Raw genomic sequence first — 25,961 nt, forward strand, 5'->3', positions numbered from 1 at the left:
GGTAAAGTTTACTCTCTGCAATATTTTTCTGAAATCTGCGCTATATAGGGGGATTACTATTTAGGCTGAACATGCAATTTGATTGATGAATTATATTCTAACGCTTGCAGCTTAAATAATATATATATTTGCACTTTCAGTCAAATTACTATGCTAGCAATATTCAGAAAGGAAATCCATCAGTTTTTCAGCAGCATCACGGGGTATATCGCTATTATCCTCTTCCTGCTGGCAAATGGCTTATTGCTATTCGTATTCCCCGACACCAGCCTGCTGGACTATGGTTATGCTAACCTGGATCCACTCTTTAACCTGGCGCCGATCATTTACCTGCTTCTTATTCCAGCTATTACCATGCGTTCTTTTGCCGATGAATTCAAATCCGGCACCATGGAAATTCTGAGCACCAAACCTCTCAGCTGGTGGCAGATTGTGAATGGGAAGTTCTTTGCAGGCATCCTGATCGTATTGATATCACTGATTCCTACTTTCGTTTATTATATCGCTATCCGCAAGCTTAGTGCTCCTGATACAGTGTTGGACAACGGTGGCATTGCCGGTTCCTACATCGGCCTTTTCCTGCTGGGAGCCGTTTTCACCGCCATTGGCGTGTGGGCGTCCTCCCTTACCACGAACTCTGTGGTAGCTTTCCTGACCGCTATTTTTACCTGTTTTATATTCTATTATGGATTCGATTCACTGAGCAAGCTGCCTGCCTTTTCCGGTTCGGCGGACTACTACCTGCAAATGGCGGGTATCCGCTTCCATTACACCTCCATCAGCAGAGGTGTGATCGATAGCCGGGATGTAGTCTACTTTCTCAGTATCATTGCACTGATGCTCTATTTAACGAGATTGTCATTACAAAGAAGGATCTGGGATTAAATTTAAGACTGTCACATTAAGTAATTAATCAGATTGTGGTTAACAGTAAGAAAAAATACCTGCAACGGGCAATACTCGTCATAGCTATACTGATAGGCGTTAATATCCTGGCCATGTACGTTCATACAAGATGGGATCTTACCGCCGAAAAGAGATTTACCCTTACTCCCAGTACCCGCCAGCTGCTCAAAGGCCTGGATAGCACTGTCACCATCGAGGTATTCCTCAAAGGTGATTACCCGGCTTCCTTTCGTCAATTGGCGCAATCTACGCAGGAATTGCTGGAAGAATTCAGGGAAGCGGGTGGTAACCGTGTGCAGTTTTCCTTCCAAAACCCGGGTCAGGGCCTGAATGATTCAGATCGGTTAGCCTTCCAGCAATCATTGGCTGAGCAGGGGATCATGCCTTTCAATATGCAGGTGCAGGAAGATGCCAACCAGGGATATTCTGAAAAACTGATCTTCCCGGGTGCCCTTGTACATTATGGCAGCAAAACCCTTGGTATCAATCTCCTGAAAAATCAGGGTGGCCAGGATCCGATGCAAACCATGAATAACTCCGAGGCATTGCTGGAATTTCAGTTTGCCAACGCCATCTATCAGTTAAAACAAAACCACCTGCCACTGGTTGGCTATATGCTCGGCCACCATGAACTATTGGGTGCCGAAGTGCTGGATGCCCTCACCAGTATGCAAAGCAGTTATCTCCTTGACACCATTACCTTACAATACGTTTCCCACATCCCCCAGGATTTTGCAGCCATTGTGTTTGCAAAACCACTTGACCGCTTTAGTGATGAAGATAAGTTGAAGATTGACCAGTATGTAATGAATGGGGGTAAGGTGCTCTGGTTTGTGGATGAACTGAATGTGGGTATGGACAGCCTGCAAAAGCATGATACATATGTGGCTATGGATCGTGATCTCAACCTGGAAGACATCCTGTTCCGCTATGGTGTGAGAATTAACCAGGACCTGATCCAGGATCTGCAATGTGATCGTCTTCCACAGGTAGTGGGGCATGTTGGGGATAAACCACAGTTTGACCTGTTGCCTTTTCCTTATTTCCCCTTGCTTTCTCCAAGTGGTGCCCATCCGATTGTAAAAAATATGGACCTGGTGCTGAGTCATTTTGCCAGTTCAATTGATACGGTGAAGGGTGGGGAAGTCACCAAAACCGTGTTACTTAGCTCCTCTGCCAATTCAAAACTTGAGCGGGCTCCTGTACAGCTTAGCTGGAATGACCTTCGTGTAAAACCGAATCCCCGCCAGTTCCAGAAGCATAATCTACCGGTGGCAGTATTGCTGGAAGGACAGTTTACATCCCTGTTCCGCAACAGACTGAGTGCCGGTGAGCAACAGCTGATAGCCCAGGTAACCCGGAAACCTTTTAAAGATCAAAGTGATTTTAATAAAATGATCGTCGTGAGCGATGGCGATCTTATCACCAACGCTATCTCCCAGAAAAACGGCCCTATGCAAATGGGTGTTAACCTCTTCGATCCCTCGATGGTGTATGCCAATAAGGAGTTCCTGCTCAATTCGCTGGGCTACCTGACCAACAATGCCGGAATAATGGAAGCGAGAAACAAAGAATTGACGCTCCGCCTCCTGGATGCCGAAAAGATCAAGCAAAACAAGTCTGTATGGCAGGCTATTTGTGTCATTTTTCCCGTTCTGCTGATACTCCTGTTCAGGGTGATATTCCAGTTCATCAGGCAGCGGAAATTTGAACGATAAGGGGATACCCGTTTCTAGATTATGGGCCGCCTGGCCTAAAAATCATGAACGGGAAATCTATTGATATGGCTATTAGTAATAATATGGTTCCCACCGAAAAGCACACATTTATAACAATGTGCTAACGGTTATTCCCATATATTTGCCATTCATTCATTTAAAATTGCGGTAACCATGACCCCACATTAGCAGTAGACGTCAACTTTGTTTTAATTAATTCTATTAAGGGAAGTGGAACAATGAGGATGTCAAAGGTCATTGTTCCGGCAAAATAAATTAACCACAAGTGTATAACGCAGAAAGTATCAGCAAGGTGCTGAAAGGTGAACTATTACAGCAAACAGGGAACCCGGAGATTGAACATGTGCTGCTGGATAGCCGGAAGGTAATATATCCAGCCTCCTCTGTTTTCATTCCTTTAGTAAGTTCCCGCAGGAATGCTCATCAATATATTAAAGAACTGTACGAAAAGGGGGTCAGCAACTTCATTGTCAGTGAAGCACCAGACCTGACCCTGTATCCGGCGGCCAACTTTATATTGGTAAAAGATACTATGAGTGCGCTGCAGGCATTAGTAGCTCATCACCGTCAAAAATTTCATATCCCTGTGATCGGTATCACAGGTAGCAATGGTAAGACCATCGTAAAAGAATGGCTGTACCAGCTGCTGGAGAAAGATTACAACATCGTACGCAGTCCAAAGAGCTACAACTCGCAGATCGGGGTTCCCCTGTCTGTATGGCAGATGAAACCTGAGCACCAGCTGGCCATCTTCGAAGCCGGCATCTCCCAACCCGGAGAAATGGAGCACCTGGAAAAGATTATTCGTCCTACCATCGGTATTTTCACCAATATTGGCGAAGCCCATAATGAAGGCTTCCTGAACATCCGCCAGAAGATCAACGAAAAACTGGTATTGTTTTCCAAAAGCGAACTGCTCATTTATTGTAAGGACTACCTGGCACTAAATGAGTGTGTGAACCAGTTTCACAACCTGGTAGGAAAGAAGGAAAACCAGGTAGGTTTACAGCTCTGTACCTGGTCTCGTAAAACGGAGGCCGACCTGCGTGTGATCAGCGTAGAGAAAAATGGCAGCCATTCCCACATCGAGGCTTTATATAAGAATGAGTCACTGAATATTACCATACCTTTTGTGGATGAGGGTTCTATTGAGAATGCGATCCATTGCTGGGTATTGATGCTGCACCTGAAGATCGCTCCTGAAGTGATTCAGCAACGCATGGATCAATTAGGTAATATCGCGATGCGACTGGAGTTGAAACAGGGTATTAACAACTGCTCTGTGATCAATGACAGCTACAATTCCGACTTAGGTTCTCTCAATATAGCGCTGGATTTTCTGCAACAGCAGCAACAGCACCCTACCCGTACCGTAATCCTCAGCGATATTCTGCAAAGTGGCAAGAGCGATGCTTCTCTTTATGAAGAAGTAGCCAGCCTGATGCAACAAAAGAAGATCGATAAACTGATCGGGATCGGTAAAAACATTTTCCGTGAAAAGAAGTGTTTCCAGCAGGTAGAGGGTTTGAAGAGTGCATTCTTCCTGACTACGGAGGAGTTTATCCAGCAATTTAACCAGCAGGATTTTCAGCATGAAACTATTTTGCTGAAGGGGGCACGTGTATTTGAGTTTGAGCGTATAGGTAAGTTGCTGGAGCAAAAAGTACATCAAACGATTCTTGAGATCAACCTCAACGCGGTTGCTCACAACATCAGGCAATACCAGGCATTATTGAAGCCAACTACCAAACTGATGGCGATGGTAAAAGCGTTTTCCTATGGTAGTGGAAGTTTTGAGATTGCAAACCTGTTGCAGTTCCATGGCGTAGATTACCTTGCCGTTGCTTATGCTGATGAAGGTGTTGAATTAAGAAGGACAGGTATTACCATGCCGATCATGGTCATGAACCCCGAACCCAGTTCATTCGATGCGATCCTGCAGTGGAACCTTGAACCTGAGATCTACTCCCTGCATTTGTTACAGCAGTTTGAAGAAGAAGTTCAGATTGCGGGCAAGACCGGTTTCCCGGTACATATAAAACTGGATACCGGTATGCACAGACTTGGCTTCGAGAAGAAAGACATTCCGGAGCTGGCTGCGATGCTGACAGATAATAATTACCTTACAGTCAAATCTATGTTCAGCCACCTGGCAGGTAGTGAAGATCCGGAACTGGATGAGCTGACCAGGCAACAAGGTAAGCTGTTCTATGAAATGAGCTATGAGTTGCAAAAGGCGTTGGGTTATGCGGTGATCAGACATATTTCCAACAGTGCGGCCATCTTACGTCATCCTGATCTGCAACTGGATATGGTGCGACTGGGTATCGGTATGTATGGGGTGGATAGCAGTGACGAAATGCAGGCACAGCTAAGACCAGTAAGTACGCTGAAGACCACTGTTTCACAGGTGAAGCACCTGGATACGGGTGATTTTGTAGGTTATAGTGCAAAATGGCGGGCGAAAGCCCCTGCTATAACGGCAACTGTTCGCATCGGGTATGCAGATGGTTATCCACGCAGTCTCAGCAACGGGGTTGGTAAGATGCTCGTAAGGGGGCAACTGGCACCGGTAGCAGGCATTGTGGCCATGGATATGTTGATGCTGGATGTTACCAATATTCCTGATGTTACCGAAGGTGATGAAGTAATAGTATTTGGCGAATCCTTACCTGTACAGCAATTGGCGACCTGGGCGGGTACTATACCTTACGAAATATTAACAGGAATTTCGCAGCGTGTAAAGCGGGTATATTTCCAGGAATGATTGGAAATTCCGATTTTGCACATTATTATTAATTTTGATAAAAATTATACCCTTTGAAATATCGTCACGTAATATTGATTGTTGTACTGGTGCTGGTAGTAGATCAGGCATTAAAAGTATGGATCAAAACCCATATGAACTTCTCTGATGAGATCATTGTATTCCCTAACTGGTTTAGGATCCACTTCATAGAAAATGATGGAATGGCCTACGGTATGAAGTTTGGCGGTGATTTCGGAAAGATAATCCTGACCTTGTTCCGCTTATTTGCGGTAATCATTGGTTTCAGATATATGAAGAAACTGGTGAAACAGGATTATAGTAAGGGGCTGCTGATCTGTGGCTCGCTGATCCTGGCGGGGGCTGCCGGTAACCTGATCGATAGTCTGTTTTACGGAATGCTCTTCTCTTCTTCCAACTATGCTGATGTAGCACAGTTCCTGCCTCCAGGTGGTGGATATGGTTCTTTCCTGCATGGTAACGTGGTAGATATGCTGTACTTCCCAATCCTGAGAGGTCACTTCCCTACCTGGTTCCCGATCAATGCCGGTGAGTCTTTCGTGTTCTTCAGACCTATCTTCAATGTGGCTGATGCGGCAATTTCAGTAGGTGTGATCACCATCCTGGTATTCCAGAAAAAATTCTTTGCCGCACACCAGGAAAAGGAGCGGGCGCAAAAAGAAAGAGAGCAGGTGGCTGTAAGTAAATAAGCACATAAACTTCTTATATAGCAAAGCTCCGGTCATATGACCGGAGCTTTTTTTATTGGCAGATTTAACAATAAATTTTGAAATACTAAATCGCCGTATTACATTTGTCCACAAATTCTATAGACTAATAGTCGTATTAAAGAATGATAGCTCTAAAGCACTGGCCTGTAATTCATTAAATATTAATTACGACTTAGGTCTTTTACTAACACATATAAATTATATGCAAAACACCAGACGCCCCGTACGTGTAATCTACCTGTGGCTCCTGACCATTCTCCTGCCTCTTTTAGCGCAGGCACAACTTAATGGTTCCTACATCATTTCCGGCAAGATCTCCGGGGATAACAAGGAACCGCTGGCAGGTGCTTCTGTGCAGATTAAAGGTACCTCCTTCGGCGCCATTACTGACACGACCGGTGCATTTCAACTCACCGCAAACACAAAGTTTCCGTTCAAACTGGTGATTCGCCTTATTGGCTATCAACCACAGGAGTTTGATGTAAAAAACAGCGATAGTCGTTTGCAGATACAATTGGTGACCCAGAACCTGCTGGTAAACGAGGTGGTGGTTTCTGCCTCCCGTCAACAGGAAAAACTCATGAAATCTCCTGTAGCTATTGAAAAACTGGATGTGAAAGCCCTGAAAGAAACACCGGCGGCTTCCTTCTACGATGCGATCGGGAACCTGAAAGGGGTGCAGATGACGACTGCTGGTTTGACTTTCAAAGTATTCAACACCCGTGGTTTCAATGTGCCTAACAATTTCCGCTTTATGCAGCTGGTTGATGGTGTGGATAACCAGGCAGCTACTCTGGGTGTTCCCCTGGGTAACGCCATCGGACCTACCGAGTTGGATATCCAGAGTATAGAAGTAACACCAGGTGCTTCTTCTGCATTGTATGGTATGAATGCGATTAACGGGATGTCTAACCTGATCACCAGGAACCCTTTCCAATACCAGGGTATCAGCGTGTATCAGAAGATTGGTGCTAACCACTTTGATGGTAGTGGTGGTAATCCCAAGGCACTGACCGAAACTTCTGTAAGGTATGCACAGGCATTCAAGGATAAATTTGCGTTCAAGATCAACTTCTCTTACATGCAGGGTACTGACTGGTATGCTGATAGTCACAATGACTTCAACCCGGGTACCAAAGCGAATCCTGACTTCCCTACGCTCGTAGGGGCAAATAACGTAGCCAATGACGCATGGAATAAATATGCTGACCAGAGCACTTTCCCGATCACCGATAAGAATGGTAAGGCTTACAACGTATCCCGTACCGGATATTGGGAAAAGGACCTGGTAGGTGATTATACTGTTCGTAACCTGAAATTTGATGGTGGTCTTTATTATAAGATCACACCTAAAGTGCAGCTGTCTTATAATTATCGTGTAGGCAAGATGGATGGTTTCTTCCAGCGTGGTAACCGTATTGGTTTGAAGAATGTAGTGGTGCAGAACCATAAAATAGAATTACAGGGGCAGGATTTCACCATCCGTTCTTATATGTCTCTCGAAAATACTGGTGACTCTTATAATATGAACCCGCTGGCTGATAACCTGGAGAAGTCTTTCAAAACTGATAAAGTGTGGCAGGCAGATTATACCAAGGCCCTGAACGGTGCATTGGATGAGGGTGCAGATATTGCGGCTGCTCACCGTGCTGCACGTACTGCTGCTGATAATGGCAGATGGACACCGGGTACTGCTGCGTTTGATAAACAACTAGCACTGATCAAGAGCATCAATGACTGGGATATATACCCTACCTCCAAGGATAGTACGAATAAAAGCGGGGGAGCTGCATTGTTGCAGATGAGCCATTTCTATCATGCAGAAGGCACCTGGAACCTGCGTAAGTATGTGCATTTTGCGGATGTACTGGTAGGTGCTGATTATCGTACTTACGAGATCATTCCTGATGGTAATAACTTTGTGGATTTCACGAAAGCACTGGCTGACAGGAATACACCGGGTGGTAAACATATATGGTATGGTAAGGCAGGTGGTTTTGTGCAGGGAAGCAAGACTTTCTTCCACGATCAGTTGAAACTGACTGCTTCTGTGAGATATGATAAGAGCCAGCAGTTTGAAGGTAAGTTCAATCCTCGTATTGCTGTGGTGTATACTACGCCGAATCAGCGTCATAATTTCAGGGCCAGCTGGCAGAATGGGTTTAGATTCCCTTCTTTGTTTGAGGCATATTCTTTCGTGAATAATGGAGGGGTGCGTCGTGTAGGTGGTTTGGCATTTATTGAAGATGGACTAGGCTATTTTAAGAATTCCTATCTTACTTCCAGTGCTACCGCGTTTACGACTGCGGTGAATAAGATCACAAATGCGGATCCAACAGTAACGAGAGCGGAAGCTGAGGCGCAGAGTGCTGGTGTGCTGAAAGTCGCGAACCTGGATCCGATCAAACCAGAGCAGATCCATTCATTTGAGGCAGGGTATAAGAGTGTGCTGTTTGAGAATAAAGTGTTTGTGGATGTAGATGCTTATTTTAACAGTTACAAGAATTTCATCGGCCAGGTGGAGGTTGCGGTTCCGAAGACGGGTAATGTGAATGAACCGACACAATCAGTGCTGAATCAGATGTATGATAAGCAATACCAGAACAGGTACAGGGTATGGACGAATAGTAAGTCTACTGTACAGAACTATGGTTTTGCATTAGGGGTGACTTATAATTTTGAGAAAGGATATACACTCAGTGGTAACCTGAATTATAACAACCTGACACAGGATAAGACGAAGGATGATGCGTTGATTCCGGGTTTCAATACACCGAAGTACTTTACGAATGTGAGTTTTGGGAACAGGCAGGTGTTTAAGAATGTAGGCTTCAATGTGGTATGGCACTGGCAGGATACTTTCTACTGGCAGAACCTGTTTGGTAATGGTGATGTGCCGGCTTATAGTACGGTGGATGCGCAGGTGACCTATGGGTTGCCTAAGATCCATACTTCTGTGAAGGTAGGAGGATCGAATATCTTTAATTCGGCTTACTTCCAGTACGTAGGGGGGCCAACGATTAAGGGATTGTATTATGTGGCGATTACTTACGATTTGCCTTTTGCAAAGAAATAAATAAGCAGAAAGGGTTTTGCCTACGGCAAAACCCTTTCTGCTTTGGGAGCTTGCCTGCCGGCGTATTTTCATAGCACCTTTCGGTTATTTTTCCCTTTCTAATAACTTTTTAAGGTTTGCTGCTTGGATAAACCGTTTATTCACACTACCTTAGTCTATAATATCTATAGACTTTATAACTAGAGAATAATGTCGCATAACGAGGAGATCGAGCAATTAGAGAATCAGGTGGCCAGTCCTGAACGCCAGGAGGTACTTATTGACCTTGTCAATGATGACAACCGTAAGAAGCCGGGTTTATGGCTGCTGATCGGTCTTATTGCGGTAGCTGTACTTGCAGGAGTTGGAGTATTATATTATTTCAATACTTCTGAGGCTACCCATACCCGCATCTATGACTTTACGGCGCATTTGTTTACAAGAGAGGTGTTGTTCTACATCTGTGTAGGATTAGCGGCTCAGATGGTGGATGGGGCTTTAGGCATGGCATATGGGGCGACTTCTACCTCCTTACTGCTGGGTTTAGGTATACCTCCGTCTATAGCCAGTGCGAGTGTGCATGTGGCAGAGGTATTTACCACGGGTGCTTCCGGTATTTCTCACTTCCGTTTTGGAAATGTAAATAAGAAACTGTTTATGGGACTGCTGGTACCTGGTATCATTGGGGCTGTAACGGGTGCCTTCTTATTATCCAAGGTGATTGATGGCGATATTATCAAGCCTTTTATGAGTGCCTACCTGTTGATCTTAGGTATTATCGTATTACGTAAGGCTTTTCAGAACAAGAAAGGAAAGAGCAAAACAAAGAGACTGGGCCTGCTGGCGTTGTTTGGTGGTTTTATGGATGCCATTGGCGGTGGAGGATGGGGTCCGGTTGTGACTTCTACTTTATTGAGCAAGGGTCGTTCTGCTCATTATACTATTGGGTCTGTGAATGCAGCGGAGTTTTTTATTTCCCTGAGCAGTGCAGGTACTTTCCTGTTATTTGGTGCCATTACCGGTTGGCCGGTGATCATTGGGTTGATCATTGGTGGAGTCATCGCTTCTCCTTTTGCAGCGCTGCTGGTGAGGAAGATCAAGCGGAAACCACTGATGATTATGGTAGGGATTCTGATTATCCTGACCAGTTTACGAACTATTATTATCGCATCGTTACATCATTAATATTTTTGATAATGGAAAAGGGGTTGTAATGATTACAACCCCTTTTTTTATGCAGATAATTTGATCGCTTTTTGTAGACAATGACTCTTTTTCAATTTAAAAAATGAATCACTTTCAAATTATTTGATTTCGCCCACCATATCGATCGGGTTTACCCACGCATCAAATTCCTCAGGTTTTACATAACCCAGTTTCACCGCCATTTCTTTCAGGGTAGTACCTTCTTTATGTGCTTTCTGCGCAATCTCTGCTGCTTTGTAGTAACCGATTTTGGTATTAAGTGCGGTTACCAGCATCAGCGAGTTGTCTACGTGCTTTTTGATATTTGCATCGATCGGTTCCAGCCCGGTCGCACATTTATCGTTGAAGCTTACGCAACCATCACCGATCAGGCGGGCGGAGTGCAGGAAGTTATAGATCATGACAGGTTTGAACACGTTCAGTTCGAAGTGACCGGTAGCACCTCCAATGTTGATCGCTACATCGTTACCCATTACCTGTGCAGCAATCATGGTGAGGGCTTCACATTGTGTAGGGTTTACTTTACCAGGCATGATGGAAGAACCTGGTTCATTGTCAGGGATGTGGAGTTCGCCGATACCTGAGCGTGGGCCGGAGCTGAGCATACGGATATCGTTTGCGATCTTCATCAGGCTTACTGCTACAGTTTTGAGTGCACCATGCGCTTCTACGATTGCATCGTGAGCTGCCAGGGCTTCAAATTTGTTTTCAGCAGTGATGAAAGGGAGGCTGGTGAGCTTAGCGATGTGTTTTGCTACATTCTCAGAATAGCCAATTGGGGTATTGATGCCCGTACCTACGGCAGTACCACCCAATGCCAGTTCGCTCAGGTGAGCGAGGGTATTGTTGATGGCTCTCAGGCCGTGATCCAGTTGAGATACATAGCCACTGATTTCCTGCCCCAGGGTAAGGGGGGTAGCATCCATGAAGTGGGTACGACCTATTTTCACCACATGCTTGAAGGCTTCAGCCTTTTCAGCCAGGGTAGCGCGCAGCTTCCTGATGCCCGGGATGGTTACCTCGATCAGCATTTTGTAAGCCGCGATGTGCATTGCGGTAGGGAAGGTATCGTTGGATGACTGTGACTTATTCACATCGTCATTCGGGTGTATCACTTTATCTTTATCGGTGAGCTTACCACCATTGTTTACATGGGCACGGTAGGCGATCACTTCATTTACGTTCATGTTGGACTGGGTACCTGAACCGGTCTGCCATACTACCAGCGGGAATTGGTCATTCAGTTTGCCAGCGAGGATTTCATCGCAGGCGTTGCCGATAAGAGTGGCTTTTTCCTGGGAGAGTACGCCAGCATCCAGGTTAGTAAGTGCAGCGGCTTTTTTGAGGTATGCAAATGCCTGGATGATTTCTTTAGGCATTCTGTTAATATCCTGTGCTATCCTGAAATTGTCGATAGAACGTTGGGTTTGAGCACCATAATAAGCGTCAACTGGTACTTGTACCTCGCCCATCGTATCCTTCTCTATTCTATATTCCATAATGCTTGATTTTTTGCGTTACAAACGTACTAAATGTCGGTAAAAAAATGGCTTGTACAGGCTAAAATTGGGGTGAATGAATGAAAAGAGGCCAATGGGGGCTGGCAATGGATGGCCTGTACAAGCGGGCTATGGTAACAATGGCCTGATATAGGATAGGTAAAAATAAGGGAGGGGTGAATGGATAAAAAAGGCCCTGATAGGGCCTGATGGGCTATGGGCAAATGAATGAAACCAGGTTAATGGATGGCCGGACCGGCAAAAAATCTTTGGGGGAAGATGGATGAAGGATGCCTTTTGCAGGCAATTATTTTCGGGGGCGAATGGATGAAGGATGCCTTTGAAAGGCGATGATCTTTCGGGGGTGGATGAAAAATGCCTTTTTTACGGGCAGTGGTTTTCGGGGGCGAATGGATGAATGGTGCTGGTACCGGCTAAAAATTCGGGGGCGAATGAATGAAGCAATGTCAATGAGCGCCAGTACCAGCTGTTATTTTCGGGGGCGAACAGATGAAAAAATAGTTGCAGGAGGGTTCCGGGCTAATCAGCTGGATGGAAACCTGCCTATAATATCCTTTGGGGTCACAATAACGGCTGAGACTATCAACCTTGTAAAGGTCAGCCTTCCCTCCCGGTGCGGTTAAATCCGCTAGCGCACTTCCCGGGAGGGGGGCTTGTTGGGTTGTCCCCCCCAACATATAATGTGACTTTGATAAAGGGGTTAAAGAAATCGATATATCAAAAGTAAGTCAGCCCGCCAGCTACAGGAAATACATTACACCGATCCATCTTTTCAAGGTACGGATAGCAGGATTGCAGGTATTTTTAAAATATGGGGATCAGGATACGGTGATCCATAAGAGGCATATCCTCATTTAAAGTACAAATGCTGATTATTCTCCAGTGAATGAAGCAGGTCTTTTTTCAATGAAAGCGGAAGCGCCTTCCTGCATATCTTTTGTAGCAAAACAGGCAGCAAATTCATTGATTTCCAGCTCATATCCATCTACATCTTTGTCAACCGCACCATTTGCACACTTGATCACTCTTGCAATTGCCAGCGGTGCTTTTGCATGAATTTTTGCGAGTATTTCTCTTGTTTTTGTGAGTAATTCTTCTGGTGCTACTACATGATTCACGAGGCCCCAATGGAAGGCATCCTGAGCATTGATCATATCGGCAGTCATCATCAGTTCCATTGCCTTTCCTTTGCCAATGAGGGTCGTGAGACGTTGGGTACCACCATATCCCGGAATGATGCCAAGGTTCACTTCCGGCTGACCGAATTTTGCATTGGTTGCAGCGATGCGAAAGTGACAGGCCATGGCAAGTTCACAGCCACCACCCAGTGCAAATCCATTTACTGCTGCAATAATAGGTTTGGGGCAATCTTCAATACGCTTGAAGATCATGTGACCTTTGTTCGCCAGTTCTACTCCCTGCTGTGGAGATAAGCTCAGGAATTCTGAAATATCTGCACCGGCCACGAATGCTTTTTCTCCAGTACCAGTGATGACTGCACTTTTTATCTCTCCGTTTTTATATACCTCATCTATGGCAAGAGCTAGTTCTGCCATTACCTGCCGGTTCAGGGCATTCATTTTATCCGGGCGGTTAATGAAGATGAAAAGGGTGTGATTGTCTATGGTAGTATTGATCGTTTGGTACATGGTTTTTCTGTTTGGATAACTAATGTAAGGAATTTTTAGGCGCCATCACTGATAGGATATTAACATTCAACTATTCTACCATACAAGCAAGCCACTCATTAAAAAATCCTTCTCAATCATTGACAGAGAAGGATTTCATAATTTCAATACTCAGTAAATGCTATTGAAATATACAAGCATCGAACTAGCATCGAACTAGCGTCGAACAAGCGAGGGCATAGCATCAAACACGTGAAAATAATATCAGGCTAGTGATGGAGATGCCTAAAATGACCATAATTCTTGATCCACGGATCTCTGAAATCGTAGGTCAGGGTCACCAGGAAAATTTTAGCTGCTACATTACGATAAGGGTAGGTGGCTACACCTGCTACGGTTTGTTTATAATCTTTGTTGAAGAAGTCATTTGGATAGTACTGCACTTTCAGGCCTATACCGGGGTAAAAGCGGAAACCGGCGAACAGGGAGGGCATGAGCAGGGGGGTGCGGTCACTGAACCATTCATTGAATTTCTTTACTTTTTTACCATCTACGAATTGTTTTTCCTTGTAGTTAAAAGCAAGGTCATACTGACCACCCAGGAAGAAAAAGAAATTCTGCCCTCTTACATCTCCTATTTTGATACCGAAAGGCACGCCCAGGGTGTATACACGGCGTTTCAGCTTTATATCCAGCGAATCGCTTGCTTTGGTGATGATCCCAATATTTTTGATGTTGATACCGGAAAAGATGCCGAACCATTTGGTGACATCATAATTATAGTTGCGGCCCATATTAAAGAAGAAGGTAAAACGGGGAACGGTGCTAACATGTTCTCCAGCATATTTTACATCGCCAAAGGTGAGGATCGGACCATCGCCGCCAATGGATGGGTATACGTGCTGGCGGAGTTTTACAGGTTTTTGTTCAGTGGAATCCTGGGCATATACTGCAAAGTAGCACAGGCAGCATATGAGGGCAAACAGGGTGTATTTTAAGTTCATGCTTTCTTCTTTTTTAAAAAAGACGACCGGGTATGCAAAAGGTTACAGAAATTTTAGAAATTTCTGTGCGATGCTACCCATTCGTGGATATAAGTGGCAATATCCTCGGTGCGGGTACCGGGTGGAAATAGTTTGCCAACCCCCATTTCATTGAGTGTGTGCATATCAGTTTCAGGAATGATACCGCCACCAGTCAGCAGTACATCGTCCATGCTTTTTTCTTTCATGATGGCCATAATGCGGGGAAATACGGTCATGTGGGCACCGGAAAGAATGCTAACGCCAATGGCGTCCACGTCTTCCTGGAGCGCTGCGCTCACCACCATTTCCGGTGTTTGGCGAAGGCCGGTGTAAATCACTTCCATGCCGGCGTCGCGGAGGGCGGCGGCGATCACTTTAGCACCACGATCATGGCCATCGAGGCCGACTTTGGCCACGAGGACGCGGATAGGGCGTTGTGAGGGGTTGACCATTTTATTTTGCAGTTTTTCCGTGAATTGATTTCCTAAATGTACGATTCTCTTAAAAAGAGAAAAACCTGTATTAATACAATTTGGTTTTCAAGCCTGCCGCAGGCCATTTCCCCTCAATTTTCGTTACATTTGCCGACCGAAATAATTTAAACCTTATGAGCGAAGAAAGGTCCTTGAACTTCCTTGAACAAATCATCGAAGAGGATATTGCCAACGGGGTCAATGACGGAAGGGTACTGACCCGCTTCCCGCCTGAACCCAATGGCTACCTGCATATCGGGCATGCTAAAAGCATCTGCCTGAACTTTGGACTGGCAAAGAAATACAATGGCCAGACCAATCTTCGGTTCGACGATACCAATCCGGTAACCGAAGACACTGAATATGTGGACTCTATTAAAGCCGATATACAATGGTTGGGCTTCCAATGGGCACAGGAACTCTATGCGTCCGATTATTTCGACCAGATTTACAATTTCGCTGTACAACTGATCAAAAAGGGGCTGGCTTATGTAGACGATTCTACTCCTGAGGAGATCGCTGCATCAAAAGGTACACCTACCCAGATCGGTACACCTACTCCTTACCGTAGCCGTAGTGTTGAAGAGAACCTCGACCTTTTCGAGCGCATGAAAAATGGTGAATTCAAGGATGGTGAAAAAGTATTGCGTGCGAAAATAGATACTGAACAATTTGAGGAAGGTTCTCCGGAACGTTCCAATATGCATATGCGTGACCCTTTGATGTATCGCATCAAGCACGCACATCATCATCGTACCGGCGACAAGTGGTGTATTTACCCCATGTATGACTTTGCTCATGGGCAAAGTGACAGCATTGAAGGTATCACCCATTCCGTGTGTACTTTAGAGTTTATTCCTCACCGTGCTTTGTACAACTGGTTCATTGCGCAGCTGGGTATTTTCCCTTCTCATCAGTATGAGTTTGCCAGGTTGAACCTGACCTATACGGTGATGAGCAAACGTAAACTGCTGCAGCTGGTAAATGAGAAACATGTAAGCGGTTGGGATGATCCCCGTATGCCTACTATCAGTGGCTTGCGCAGAAGGGGTTACACGCCTGCAAGTATCCGGGAGTTCTGTGAAAGAATCGGGATACAGAAACGTGAGAACGTGATTGATGTCAGCCTCCTGGAATTCCTGGTGCGTGATGAGCTGAATAAAACAGCGAATCGTGTGATGGCGGTATTGGATCCTGTGAAACTGGTGATCACTGATTATCCGGATGGACAGGTGGAAGAGATGACGGCGGATAACAACCCGGAAGATCCTGCTTCTGGTACACGTATTATTCCATTCAGCAAGACCTTGTACATCGAGAGAGAAGACTTTATGGAGGAACCTCCTAAGAAGTTCTTCCGTCTGGGCCCGGGCCTGGTAGTGCGCTTGAAGAATGCGTATATCATCAGGGGAGAAAGTTTTGATAAAGATGAGAATGGCAATATAACTACGATCTATGCAACTCATTATCCTGAGAGCAAGAGTGGTGATGATACTTCTGATCTGAAAGTGAAAGGTACGATTCACTGGGTGAGTGCAGCGCATGCAAAGCAGGCAGAAGTAAGGTTGTATGATCGCCTGTTCAATACACCGGATCCAGGTAGTGAAGAAGGTGATTTTAAATCTTATATCAATCCTGATTCATTGACGGTGATTCCGAATGCACTGATCGAGCCATCACTGGTGGATGCGAAGCCGGGTGACAAATTACAGTTCCTGCGGAAGGGCTACTTTACGGTAGATCCGGATAGTACGGGTGAGAAGATGGTGTTTAACAGGACGGTAACGTTGAAGGATACCTGGGCGAAGGAAGCTAAGAAATAAACTTAGTCTTAAATAGAAAAGGGGCTGTATCGTAGGTACGATACAGCCCCTTTTTATTCGGGTTCCTGAAGGAATCGTATAGTATTTTAAACGAAGCTCAAGAGGTATTTTTATTTGTGATACAAGCTCCTTTTTTTGAATACTATTTTATGCGTTGATGGCTTTCAGGCCATTCATGATCCTTTGAATTGTTTCGTGCTTACCCAATGTCTCAGCGATATTAAATACCGGAGGGCCAAACTTACCACCTGTCAGCATAATACGGAAAGGCAATTGCAGTTCACCTACTTTAATATTCATAGCAGCAGCGAGTGTTTTGAAGCTTTCTTCTACTGATGCCAGGGAGAAATCATGCAGTGTTTCGAGTACAGACGCCCAGTCCATAAAGAACTGTGTTTTATCCGCATTCCACTTAGGTTTTACGGCAGTTACATCCCAGTTTTCAGGTGCCTGGAAGAAGAAGAAGCCGTGATTCCATATATCATTGACGAAATCACAACGATCTTTTACTAAGCCAGCGATGGTGGCTACGTATTCAGGTGCCGCCGTGACGCCTTTTTCTTTCAGCACGGGTTCGAACAAGGCTGCCAGTTTGCTATTATCAGCATTCAGCAGGTATTGGTGGTTGAACCATTTTGCTTTTTCGTAATCGAATTTAGCGCCGGATTTGCTTACGCGATCCAGGGAGAAACGGGCAATCAGTTCATCCATGGTAAAGATTTCCTGACCGGAACCGTCATTCCAACCCAGCATTGCCAGCATGTTTACAAATGCTTCAGGCAGGAAACCGTTTTCACGGAAACCTTTGGTAAGCGTTTTTTCTTTGGGATCAATCCAGTTCATAGCATATACAGGGAACCCGAGCCTGTCACCATCACGTTTTGACAATTTACCATTGCCATCAGGTTTCAGGATCAGTGGCAGGTGTGCCCATTGAGGCATGTCTGCTTCCCAGCCCAGGTATTTCCATAGCAACAAGTGAACAGGGGCGGAGGGCAGCCATTCTTCACCACGGAAAGCGTGGGTAATTTTCATGAGATAGTCGTCTACCACCACAGCAAGGTGATAGGTAGGCATACCATCGGCTTTCAGCAGTACTTTGTCATCGACGGTGCTGGTATTGAACTGAACATGGCCACGAATCAGGTCGGTAAAGCTCACTTCCTCGTTTTCCGGCATTTTGATACGGATCACGTGACGGGTGCCATTTTTCAGCAGTTCAGCAGTTTCGGCTTCAGATAAAGAAATGGAATTCTTCATCCGGGCACGGGCAGCATGATTATATTGTGGCGAAGGATTTTCTTCGGTTTTGAGACGGGTGCGCATTTCTTCCAGCTCTTCCGGTGTATCAAAAGCATAATAGGCATGGCCTGCTTTTACCAGTTGCTCGGCGTATTCGCGGTACATAGGTTTACGTTCGCTTTGGCGATATGGGGCATAAGGACCACCTTTTTCAGGGCTTTCATCTGCAATCATACCACACCATTTCAGGCATTCCATGATATATTCCTCTGCACCGGGAACATAACGGGTCTGGTCGGTATCCTCAATACGGAGCACAAATTCACCCTTGTGCTGTTTTGCAAATAAGTAATTGAATAGGACCGTGCGTACACCACCCAGGTGTAATCCGCCGGTAGGACTGGGCGCAAATCGTACCCGAACTTTCTGTTGTTGCATGGCGCAAAGGTAAAATGGAATTACGAATTACGGTTCAAGAAAAACTGATTTAGATCCTATATAGAACAAATACGGTTCAATTTATGCTACCTTTAAAATCAAATCCGAACCCATCCATGTTTTATCTGACTAAGACGCCGGCTATCCTGAAAGCAATTTATAGCAATTGCACCTGGAGCCTTTCTCCTGCAAAGCCATCGGTGTACCTTACTTTTGATGATGGACCGCATCCTACGGCTACTCCTTTTATCCTGGATCTGTTGAAAAAGTACAATGCAAAAGGCACTTTCTTTTGTATTGGGAAGAATGTGGTGGAGTATCCGGAGATTTATCAGCGGATATTGGAGGAGGGGCATACGACGGGGAATCATACCCATAATCATATGAATGGGTGGAAGACGGGAACAGATAAATATGTGGAGAATATGATGGAGGCGCGGAAGTTTATTAATTCTACCTTGTTCAGGCCACCTTATGGGCGGATTACGCCATTTCAGATCAGGCAGATTAAGCGGCTGGTGCCGGGGGCAAAGATTGTGATGTGGGATGTGTTGAGTGCGGATTTTGATACGGAAATAAATGGAGAGGCCTGTGTACAGAACGTGGTGTTCAAGTCAAAACCGGGTTCGATAATAGTTTTTCATGATAGTACGAAGGCGTGGGAGCGGCTGGAGTATGCACTGCCGAGGGTGATGGAATATTTTAAGAAGAAGGGGCTGGAGATGGAAGCGATACCGGTGTAGTGTGGGAATAAAAAACCCAGGTTCCTTGCTCCCCTGTTGGCATTCGCGCTTTCGGGCAATTAGAAACCTGGGCAGTTATTTATTATTTAGGCAGTTTGATTGTCTTCACTTTATCGCCTACTGATACTGTTAAAGAGTCATCACATACACCATTACCATAATCTAAGATAGCGGACATAGCGTTGAATGTAACTGTCGCTTTACCTTTCCCGATAAAAGCACAGCTCAGTTTTCTTTCCAGGGCAGAGGAATCTGCAACTGTGATATAAGCAGTTTTACCGGTTGCATATACCAGGGAGTCAGTACCTGCGTAAGTAAAGATATCATCATACACATCACCCAGGGTTGCAGTACCGGCAGTTTGTGTATAAGTTCCGCGACCTCCAAAGCCTACCGTTGTAGTATCGAGGGTTACAGAACCGCCGGAAATAACGGAGAGGTATTTGTAACCGCTGTTATTGCTGGCATTGGTGATGGTCTGGGTACCAGTGATCGCTTTACCATTTACGGTGTAAGTGAGTGGTTTTATAGTAATTACAGAACCTGTATAGTAGAAGTAACCAGACATTGTGATCTGGATGGTACCTACACGGATACGACCAGATTCGTCAGCACAGCCTGCGTCAAAGCTTACTAATATTGTTTTAGGCCAGTTGTCTTGCTGCACATCATCCACAGTATATTTATAGCAGGATCCAAGTTTGGAATTAATATCATGAGCAGCTTTACGACCTGTTTGAGAATAGCCCGCATCCCGGCACACTTCCTGTGCAACTACGAAAAGGTCATCGAAATAGCCTAATGCAATAGCCTGGTCGCTGGCAGCGGACAGGGTCAAATTATCGTTAGTATTACTTTTAGTCACATCAGTATTGCTCTTGGAGCAAGCATAAAACAAAGTGGCTGTCAATAAAAGGCACATAACACCTGCGAGGATACGGTTAAAGCAAAAATAGCTTCTCATAGGATAAGTATAAATTTTTAATGAGGTTTTGCGGCCGTACTTTTGTACGGGAGATCGCTGATATATTTAATAAATACAAATATAATATTTTTAGGCTTCTATAGGAAAAAATTAATATTTAGGAAAAAATGCAATGGATTGATACACATGCCCATTTATATGGGGAAGATTTTTCTGATGACAGAACGGCGATGATTGAGCGAGCAATTCAGGCGGGCGTATATCAATTAATAATGCCAAATATTGACAGTCAGTCAATTGAAGGAATGCTGGCATTAGAGCATCAGTTTCCGGGGGTATGTATACCTATGATGGGGGTGCATCCTTGTTATGTGAATGATAATGTGGATGAGGAGCTGGCAGTGGTGGAAAGCTGGCTGGAGAAGCGTGCTTTTAAGGCGATTGGGGAGATTGGGCTGGATTTTTACTGGGATAAGACTTTTACAGTGCAGCAATATAAGGCGTTCAGGCGGCAACTGGACCTGGCCCGGCAATATGGTATTCCGGTAGCGATCCACAGCCGGGAGAGCACCCGGGAATGTATAGATGAAGTTCGTGCATTGCAGGATGGCAGGTTGAGTGGGGTATTTCATTGTTTTGGCGGAACGATAGCGGAGGCGCGTGAGATCATTGATCTTGGGTTTTACCTGGGCATTGGAGGTGTGGTGACTTTTAAGAAGTCAGGGCTGGATGTAACGCTGGGGGAGATAGGCATGGAACACATTGTATTAGAGACAGATGCGCCTTACCTGGCACCTGTTCCATATAGGGGGAAAAGGAATGAGAGTTCGTATATTCCATTGATCGGTCAGAAAATTGCAGATATAAAAAATCTAAAAATTGAAGATGTAGCTGCAATAACGACAAGCAATGCGTTGAAATTATTCAAAACTAACTAACTGATTACGCGGTAAATTTGCACGCATTTTTGATACAGCAGATACAGCAGCTTGCAATGAGTAAAATCCTGATTATTTACACGGGCGGAACAGTGGGTATGATCTACGATGAAAAGACAAAGGCTTTGCGGCCGATTGGCTTTAACGAGATCAGGAACAACTTGCCCGAACTATACCGCATGGGCATAGATTTTTATGTGTATGCTTTCAATCCTCCCATCGATTCTTCTGACATGCAGCCGGAAATATGGGTAGAACTGGCTTCTATTATTGAGGACAGGTACGACCGGTATGATGGTTTTGTGATCCTGCATGGGTCTGATACGATGTCGTTTACGGCATCGGCACTGAGTTTTATGTTGGAGAACCTGGCGAAGCCGGTGATTTTGACGGGGTCTCAGTTGCCTATTGGAAAGATCAGGACGGATGCGAAGGAGAACATTATTACGGCGATGGAGATCGCTTCTACCCGTCATAATGGGCATGTGGTGGTACCAGAGGTATGTATTTACTTTGACTTTTCGTTGTTCAGGGGGAATCGTTCCAAGAAGTATAATGCGGAGAAATTCGAGGCTTTTTATTCTATGAACTATGTACCGCTGGCGGAAGCAGGGATTGATATTAAGTATAAGACACAGGCGGTATTGCCATTGCCTACGGCGCCATTGAAGGTGCATAAGCATATGGATGATAATGTGACGGTGTTGAAGATGTTCCCGGGGATTACGAGGAAGGCAGTGGAAGCGATACTGGGGATACAGGGATTGAAAGGGGTGATTATGGAGACGTTTGGTAGTGGGAATACGAATACGCAGCCGTGGTTTATAGATTGTTTGCGTAAGGCGATAGATAAGGGGATTGTGATTGTGGATGTTACGCAGTGTGACGGGGGGTCTGTAGAGCTGGGTAAGTATGAAACAAGTTCTTTATTGGCGCAGATAGGGGTGATTAGTGGGCATGATATGACGTTTGAGGCGGCGATTACGAAATTGATGTTTGTGTTGGGGCAGAATTTGGATGCGGTAGCGACGAGGGAGATGATAGAGACGAGTTTGAGAGGGGAGTTGACGCCGATAAATCATGAATGGTGACGAAGATCAGTTTTATTCTTTCGAGAATATTTTGGAATTGTGGTTGAAATGGCTACCTTTGCCATCCGAAATTCAAGCCACAAACCAAGGAAAGGTGCAGGAGTGGCTGAACTGGCTCGCCTGGAAAGCGGGTATACCGCAAGGTATCAAGGGTTCGAATCCCTTCCTTTCCGCTAAGAGGGACTGATTATCTAAATGATGATCGGTCCCTTTTTCATTTTGGGGTGGATTGCCCGATAGGTGGGCAATCCGTGAGAAAATAAAATTTACTTTTGGGGTTCGAAATGACTCATTTTGGCGGTCGTAGATGATTCCTTGAGGGAAGATGAGAGTTTGGAGTTTTTCTTTGGCACCTGTGTCGCTGGAGCGCCATACCATAGCGAGATTGGAAGAAAGAGATATGGCTTGGTTTATTTCTTCTTCAGGGTTCGAAATACTTCCGGTGCATTTTTCCAATTTGGTGGAAATAAGATTCCGCTCCTTACTGTACCGGGAATAAAACTTGTCGAACGTCTCCTGCCCTATTTCCTTTAGAACATACCTGCTTTCCTCCAAGCCATCGATCTTGTTATCGACCTCCTTTAATTGGGCGGTTAATATTTTCTGTTGTTCCATGTTTTCCCTGTTCATTTCATAATACTCCTCAAGAAGTACCTTTCTAAGGGATCCTGTCTGATTATCATCAAAACAGAATTGACTTAATAACTGCTCAAATAGTTCGTGCATTTTTTTAGCACTTTTATTGCATTTACAACCATCTTTACGGCACTTGTAATACCACAATGACTTTGATTTGACTACATAACCAGTAAATGGCTGGTTACAGGTATCACATTTAATGAAGATTTTAAGAGGCACCGCATCTTGTTCCTTTTTGTGTGGTACTCCATATCCTCCCGTACCTTGATGAATGTTATTGACTTTTAAAAAGATTTCAGGGCTTATCATCTTCTCATGGTCACCTTCCACTATTTTACCTTCCAATAACCCGTGGTTAATCATACCACAATAAAAAGGACGTTTAAATATCTTAGTTAACTGCTGTTTATACATCTTAACTCCCATAGCCTTCAGCCTGGAAATAATTTCCTCATTCTTCATACCCTCGGCCTTCCAGATAAATGCCTTCTTTATCTTTTTACCTACTTCGTTTACAACAATTTTACGTTGACCGTTAATCTTCACAATATCATATCCCTGCGGTGGCTTAGTTACCCAAATACCTTTGTCAAACTTTTCTATCATCCCGGCAACTGCTTTTTGCTTACGCAGCTGATTATCGTACTGACTAAACAAAAAGGTAATATTCTGATGCAATACACCACTAGGATTGGATGTATCAGTTGGCTGAGTTACTGCAAATATTGTAACACCATAATTCTCCCTTAATTCCTCGGCTAATTTAATGGCAGCACCTCCTGTTCGGGAGAAACGATCAAGTGTATAAACTAATATATGGCTCACTTTTCCCTTACGGGTTTTAATAAAGTCCAACATCCGATTAAACTCTTTACGACCATCGGTTTTAGCGCTTTCATAAGTACCTCCAAAGTAACCGATGATACCCAAATTGTTCTTGCGGGCAGATTCTTCGATTGATTTACGCTGAACATCCAGGCTTAAATTATGGTCTGCCTGTTCCTTACTGGATACCCTGGTATATACCACAGCTGCCTGTGCGGCCACTTTAACAGGTTGTTTTTTGGAATAGTTTCCAAATTGTTTAAAAGCGTTAATAATACTCATGCGGCTAATTTTTCAGGTGATGGATTAAGATTTACAAATGGTGTCTCAATGTGTTCTGAGTGGTTAACAGATAGTAGGATCCTCGCGAATATTTTAAGTGTTATTAAAAGCTCAGGGTCTGATATATTTAGGCTTTCAGTATCCTCTGATGGTTCAGTTAACTCAGTGTTGCACATAGGAAGAAATTAAAATGGAAAAAATAATACTCATAATGCAATAGGGAGTATAAAATTAATTACACTCCCTATTACGGATACTACTATTCATCCTGGTCATCATCATCTTCCTCGTCATCGTCACCTTCTTCATCACTGTTATCAGCTATCATATCCTCTATCTTATGAATTACTTTCCTGTCTTGTTTACTATACTGTAGTTCAAGACTGATTGTATCTTCATCCTCATCTACTTCCATGATGGTATGCTCAAGTTCGTGTTCGCAAATTAAACTGCATACATCCAGCATAATATCGGCTGGTATATCAAATACCTGTCTTGTGAGTTTAGTCATAGTTTTTTTTCTACAAAATTACCACCGTCGAAAAAGGCAATGTCCGGATTATGTCGAATTATGTAGTTTTATGTCAAATTTTACCTGATTATGTCGAATTATGTCTAATTAGGTAGACCGCCCATAAAAAAGGGAGCAGTAATGCCTAGTACCAAAAAAACAGACCAAGATTGGGGCAATCCTTTTGATTTCGAATTAAAAACATATTGAAAACACATTGAAAACCGATTGAAAACAATTAAATACTATTGAGCTCCATTTAAAACAAGTTTAAATAGTATTAGCCCTATCTTTGATCTCAGCCCTACCCAATACATCTCTTATGTTAGCATTATAATATTCACAGAGCTTGTATAATCTGGAAGGATAAAAGTTCTTTAATAGCCCCTTTTCTACTTTAGTAATTGTGCGGGGAGACATCTTTGTATCCTTTGCAACCACTTTTATACTTTTCTTTTGATCCTTCCGTAATAAATACAATTCTTCACCAAGGCATTGAGAAAAGTAACTAGTTGGCTGTGTAGTAGAATCTTTGCTTTTGGATGGCCGATTCATTGACTATTTACGTTTAACGGAAAACTAACAGGGAGTGCAGATTCTAAGCTATTCCGTTTTCTCTCGTATAACTTTTCTATTAAGTTTAACAAGGTTATAACCCTATCCATTATCGTTTTTGTGACCTCCGTAGATACCGAATACGTATCCTTATAACGGGCTTCAGTATAGGCTCTATTTAACGTATTAAATAGGTCTGTTTCTTCTTTTGTCAGACACGGGAAGACAACCATTACTTCCAGAGAGATATTACAGGTAAGCTTTAATAAACGAGAAAGATTATGGGTGGTTGGTCGGTAACCTGTGTACGCTCTTAGTATAGCAATGCATGCATGCTCTACCGATTGGTGCAGGTCGAAAACAGTAAGCTCATTCCAGCCATTATTAAAACAATAAGCAGCAGTCTTTAAATAACGCTGTGCCTTGTCAAAGTTCGTGTGCCAATTAGCTTCTATAATATCCTTTAACATGGATGTTTCCATTTCCTGCCGTGGAGTTGACAAAACAAAACCATTACTATAAAGTATTACTCCATAACGAAAAAGAGAAGAAACAAATCGTTTACCATTCTCCAAACCTTTGTTAACAGAATTCATTGGTAGTACAATAATGGTGGCATCAAAACGTAGTGAAAGTGCATATTTTTCTACCATATCAACTATTTCATGTTGCTGTCTTTTTTCCTCATCATCGGTTATTATTAATAAGTCATAGGTTGGAGATGTAGTTTCTATTCGGGTATCTCTATCAAAAAAGCAACTCCAATCACTCATGGTAGTAGTTCGATAACCGTAGCATATTATTTTTAGTGGTAAAAAATTCTTTACAATCTTTTGTATTAACTGTACTAATTGCTCTCTCTGTGGCTTGGCAAGATGTTGGAAGGTTGTTGTGTTCAT

Annotated in this window: 19 protein-coding genes, 1 tRNA gene and 1 pseudogene; 11 read left to right on the top strand and 10 right to left on the bottom strand. The window is 44.0% G+C overall.

Translation table 11 applies throughout. The features are described from left to right. Positions 1–150: 150 nt before the first annotated feature. From gldF to U0033_RS19125, 6 genes are all read left to right on the top strand, one after another. A complete protein-coding gene (gldF, locus tag U0033_RS19100; RefSeq protein WP_072364294.1) occupies positions 151–885 on the top strand; it encodes a gliding motility-associated ABC transporter permease subunit GldF in 735 nt (244 codons plus the stop codon). A 35-nt stretch (positions 886–920) separates the two neighbouring features. Next, the gene (gene gldG / locus U0033_RS19105) at positions 921–2,624 is read left to right on the top strand and encodes a gliding motility-associated ABC transporter substrate-binding protein GldG (RefSeq protein ID WP_177318693.1); all 1,704 of its coding nucleotides are present in this window, start codon (positions 921–923) and stop codon (positions 2,622–2,624) included. 286 nt (positions 2,625–2,910) lie between these two features. After that, positions 2,911–5,412 (top strand): bifunctional UDP-N-acetylmuramoyl-tripeptide:D-alanyl-D-alanine ligase/alanine racemase, encoded by a 2,502-nt coding sequence (locus tag U0033_RS19110; RefSeq protein ID WP_072364296.1) that lies wholly within the window; start codon positions 2,911–2,913, stop codon positions 5,410–5,412. 53 nt (positions 5,413–5,465) lie between these two features. Next, positions 5,466–6,122, top strand: coding sequence for a lipoprotein signal peptidase (locus U0033_RS19115; protein WP_072364297.1), 657 nt, complete (start codon positions 5,466–5,468; stop codon positions 6,120–6,122). Between the two features lie 223 nt (positions 6,123–6,345). After that, positions 6,346–9,219: a TonB-dependent receptor gene (locus tag U0033_RS19120; RefSeq protein ID WP_072364298.1), complete on the top strand. Its 2,874-nt coding sequence runs from the start codon at positions 6,346–6,348 to the stop codon at positions 9,217–9,219. Between the two features lie 189 nt (positions 9,220–9,408). Further along, a complete protein-coding gene (locus U0033_RS19125) occupies positions 9,409–10,383 on the top strand; it encodes a sulfite exporter TauE/SafE family protein (protein ID WP_083571768.1) in 975 nt (324 codons plus the stop codon). A 119-nt stretch (positions 10,384–10,502) separates the two neighbouring features. Here U0033_RS19125 and fumC read toward each other — a convergent pair whose 3' ends face one another. From fumC to U0033_RS19145, 4 genes are all read right to left on the bottom strand, one after another. Further along, entirely contained in the window at positions 10,503–11,903 is a 1,401-nt protein-coding gene (gene fumC, locus U0033_RS19130; RefSeq protein ID WP_072364299.1) for a class II fumarate hydratase, read from the bottom strand. Between the two features lie 893 nt (positions 11,904–12,796). Further along, positions 12,797–13,573 carry an enoyl-CoA hydratase/isomerase family protein gene (locus U0033_RS19135; RefSeq protein WP_072364301.1) on the bottom strand — a complete coding sequence of 259 codons (777 nt, stop codon included), beginning with the start codon at positions 13,571–13,573 and terminating at the stop codon, positions 12,797–12,799. A 248-nt stretch (positions 13,574–13,821) separates the two neighbouring features. Beyond that, complete coding sequence (locus U0033_RS19140) at positions 13,822–14,556, bottom strand: hypothetical protein (RefSeq protein ID WP_072364302.1); 735 nt, start codon at positions 14,554–14,556, stop codon at positions 13,822–13,824. A gap of 53 nt (positions 14,557–14,609) precedes the next feature. Beyond that, entirely contained in the window at positions 14,610–15,029 is a 420-nt protein-coding gene (locus tag U0033_RS19145) for a cobalamin B12-binding domain-containing protein (protein ID WP_072364303.1), read from the bottom strand. Between the two features lie 155 nt (positions 15,030–15,184). Between U0033_RS19145 and U0033_RS19150 the strand changes: the two genes are divergently transcribed. Further along, complete coding sequence (locus U0033_RS19150) at positions 15,185–16,873, top strand: glutamine--tRNA ligase/YqeY domain fusion protein (protein WP_072364304.1); 1,689 nt, start codon at positions 15,185–15,187, stop codon at positions 16,871–16,873. Positions 16,874–17,020: 147 nt separating this feature from the next. Here the strand turns inward: U0033_RS19150 and gltX are convergent, their stop codons facing one another. Continuing rightward, positions 17,021–18,553, bottom strand: a complete 1,533-nt coding sequence (gene gltX, locus U0033_RS19155; RefSeq protein WP_072364305.1) for a glutamate--tRNA ligase — start codon at positions 18,551–18,553, stop codon at positions 17,021–17,023. Between the two features lie 116 nt (positions 18,554–18,669). On the opposite strand from gltX, the gene U0033_RS19160 reads away from it, so the two are divergent. Beyond that, positions 18,670–19,296 carry a polysaccharide deacetylase family protein gene (locus tag U0033_RS19160; protein ID WP_072364306.1) on the top strand — a complete coding sequence of 209 codons (627 nt, stop codon included), beginning with the start codon at positions 18,670–18,672 and terminating at the stop codon, positions 19,294–19,296. Between the two features lie 82 nt (positions 19,297–19,378). Here U0033_RS19160 and U0033_RS19165 read toward each other — a convergent pair whose 3' ends face one another. Next, positions 19,379–20,260, bottom strand: a complete 882-nt coding sequence (locus U0033_RS19165; RefSeq protein WP_143150884.1) for a hypothetical protein — start codon at positions 20,258–20,260, stop codon at positions 19,379–19,381. Between the two features lie 128 nt (positions 20,261–20,388). Between U0033_RS19165 and U0033_RS19170 the strand changes: the two genes are divergently transcribed. The 3 genes from U0033_RS19170 to U0033_RS19180 all read left to right on the top strand — a co-directional run bounded on the left by U0033_RS19170 (position 20,389) and on the right by U0033_RS19180 (position 22,423). Beyond that, positions 20,389–21,159, top strand: a complete 771-nt coding sequence (locus U0033_RS19170) for a TatD family hydrolase (protein WP_072364308.1) — start codon at positions 20,389–20,391, stop codon at positions 21,157–21,159. 29 nt (positions 21,160–21,188) lie between these two features. After that, a complete protein-coding gene (locus U0033_RS19175; protein WP_245801846.1) occupies positions 21,189–22,250 on the top strand; it encodes an asparaginase in 1,062 nt (353 codons plus the stop codon). A gap of 88 nt (positions 22,251–22,338) precedes the next feature. Then, a tRNA-Ser gene (locus tag U0033_RS19180) sits at positions 22,339–22,423 on the top strand. Positions 22,424–23,171: 748 nt separating this feature from the next. On the opposite strand, the pseudogene U0033_RS33455 reads toward U0033_RS19180, so the two are convergent. From U0033_RS33455 to U0033_RS19190, 4 genes and pseudogenes are all read right to left on the bottom strand, one after another. Continuing rightward, positions 23,172–23,996, bottom strand: a pseudogene (locus U0033_RS33455) (recombinase family protein); the annotation flags it as partial. Between the two features lie 259 nt (positions 23,997–24,255). Beyond that, positions 24,256–24,507, bottom strand: coding sequence for a hypothetical protein (locus tag U0033_RS19185; RefSeq protein ID WP_072364311.1), 252 nt, complete (start codon positions 24,505–24,507; stop codon positions 24,256–24,258). 270 nt (positions 24,508–24,777) lie between these two features. After that, on the bottom strand, positions 24,778–25,062 hold the full coding sequence (locus tag U0033_RS33460) for a helix-turn-helix domain-containing protein (RefSeq protein ID WP_072364312.1): 285 nt from the start codon (positions 25,060–25,062) through the stop codon (positions 24,778–24,780). Further along, positions 25,059–25,961 carry a HEPN domain-containing protein gene (locus tag U0033_RS19190; protein WP_072364313.1) on the bottom strand — a complete coding sequence of 301 codons (903 nt, stop codon included), beginning with the start codon at positions 25,959–25,961 and terminating at the stop codon, positions 25,059–25,061. Before U0033_RS19190 ends, U0033_RS33460 begins: the two co-directional genes overlap by 4 nt.

Source organism: Chitinophaga sancti (assembly GCF_034424315.1).
In the GTDB taxonomy this organism is placed as follows: domain Bacteria; phylum Bacteroidota; class Bacteroidia; order Chitinophagales; family Chitinophagaceae; genus Chitinophaga; species Chitinophaga sancti.

Excerpts from the sequence above, each read along its gene's own strand:
- gldF (WP_072364294.1), top strand. The coding sequence starts at position 151 with ATGCTAGCAATATTCAGAAAGGAAATCCATCAGTTTTTCAGCAGCATC.
- U0033_RS19120 (WP_072364298.1), top strand. The coding sequence starts at position 6,346 with ATGCAAAACACCAGACGCCCCGTACGTGTAATCTACCTGTGGCTCCTG.
- U0033_RS19125 (WP_083571768.1), top strand. The coding sequence starts at position 9,409 with ATGTCGCATAACGAGGAGATCGAGCAATTAGAGAATCAGGTGGCCAGT.
- fumC (WP_072364299.1), bottom strand. The coding sequence starts at position 11,903 with ATGGAATATAGAATAGAGAAGGATACGATGGGCGAGGTACAAGTACCA.
- U0033_RS19135 (WP_072364301.1), bottom strand. The coding sequence starts at position 13,573 with ATGTACCAAACGATCAATACTACCATAGACAATCACACCCTTTTCATC.
- U0033_RS19140 (WP_072364302.1), bottom strand. The coding sequence starts at position 14,556 with ATGAACTTAAAATACACCCTGTTTGCCCTCATATGCTGCCTGTGCTAC.
- U0033_RS19145 (WP_072364303.1), bottom strand. The coding sequence starts at position 15,029 with ATGGTCAACCCCTCACAACGCCCTATCCGCGTCCTCGTGGCCAAAGTC.
- U0033_RS19150 (WP_072364304.1), top strand. The coding sequence starts at position 15,185 with ATGAGCGAAGAAAGGTCCTTGAACTTCCTTGAACAAATCATCGAAGAG.
- gltX (WP_072364305.1), bottom strand. The coding sequence starts at position 18,553 with ATGCAACAACAGAAAGTTCGGGTACGATTTGCGCCCAGTCCTACCGGC.
- U0033_RS19160 (WP_072364306.1), top strand. The coding sequence starts at position 18,670 with ATGTTTTATCTGACTAAGACGCCGGCTATCCTGAAAGCAATTTATAGC.
- U0033_RS19165 (WP_143150884.1), bottom strand. The coding sequence starts at position 20,260 with ATGAGAAGCTATTTTTGCTTTAACCGTATCCTCGCAGGTGTTATGTGC.
- U0033_RS19170 (WP_072364308.1), top strand. The coding sequence starts at position 20,389 with ATGCAATGGATTGATACACATGCCCATTTATATGGGGAAGATTTTTCT.
- U0033_RS19185 (WP_072364311.1), bottom strand. The coding sequence starts at position 24,507 with ATGACTAAACTCACAAGACAGGTATTTGATATACCAGCCGATATTATG.
- U0033_RS33460 (WP_072364312.1), bottom strand. The coding sequence starts at position 25,062 with ATGAATCGGCCATCCAAAAGCAAAGATTCTACTACACAGCCAACTAGT.
- U0033_RS19190 (WP_072364313.1), bottom strand. The coding sequence starts at position 25,961 with ATGAACACAACAACCTTCCAACATCTTGCCAAGCCACAGAGAGAGCAA.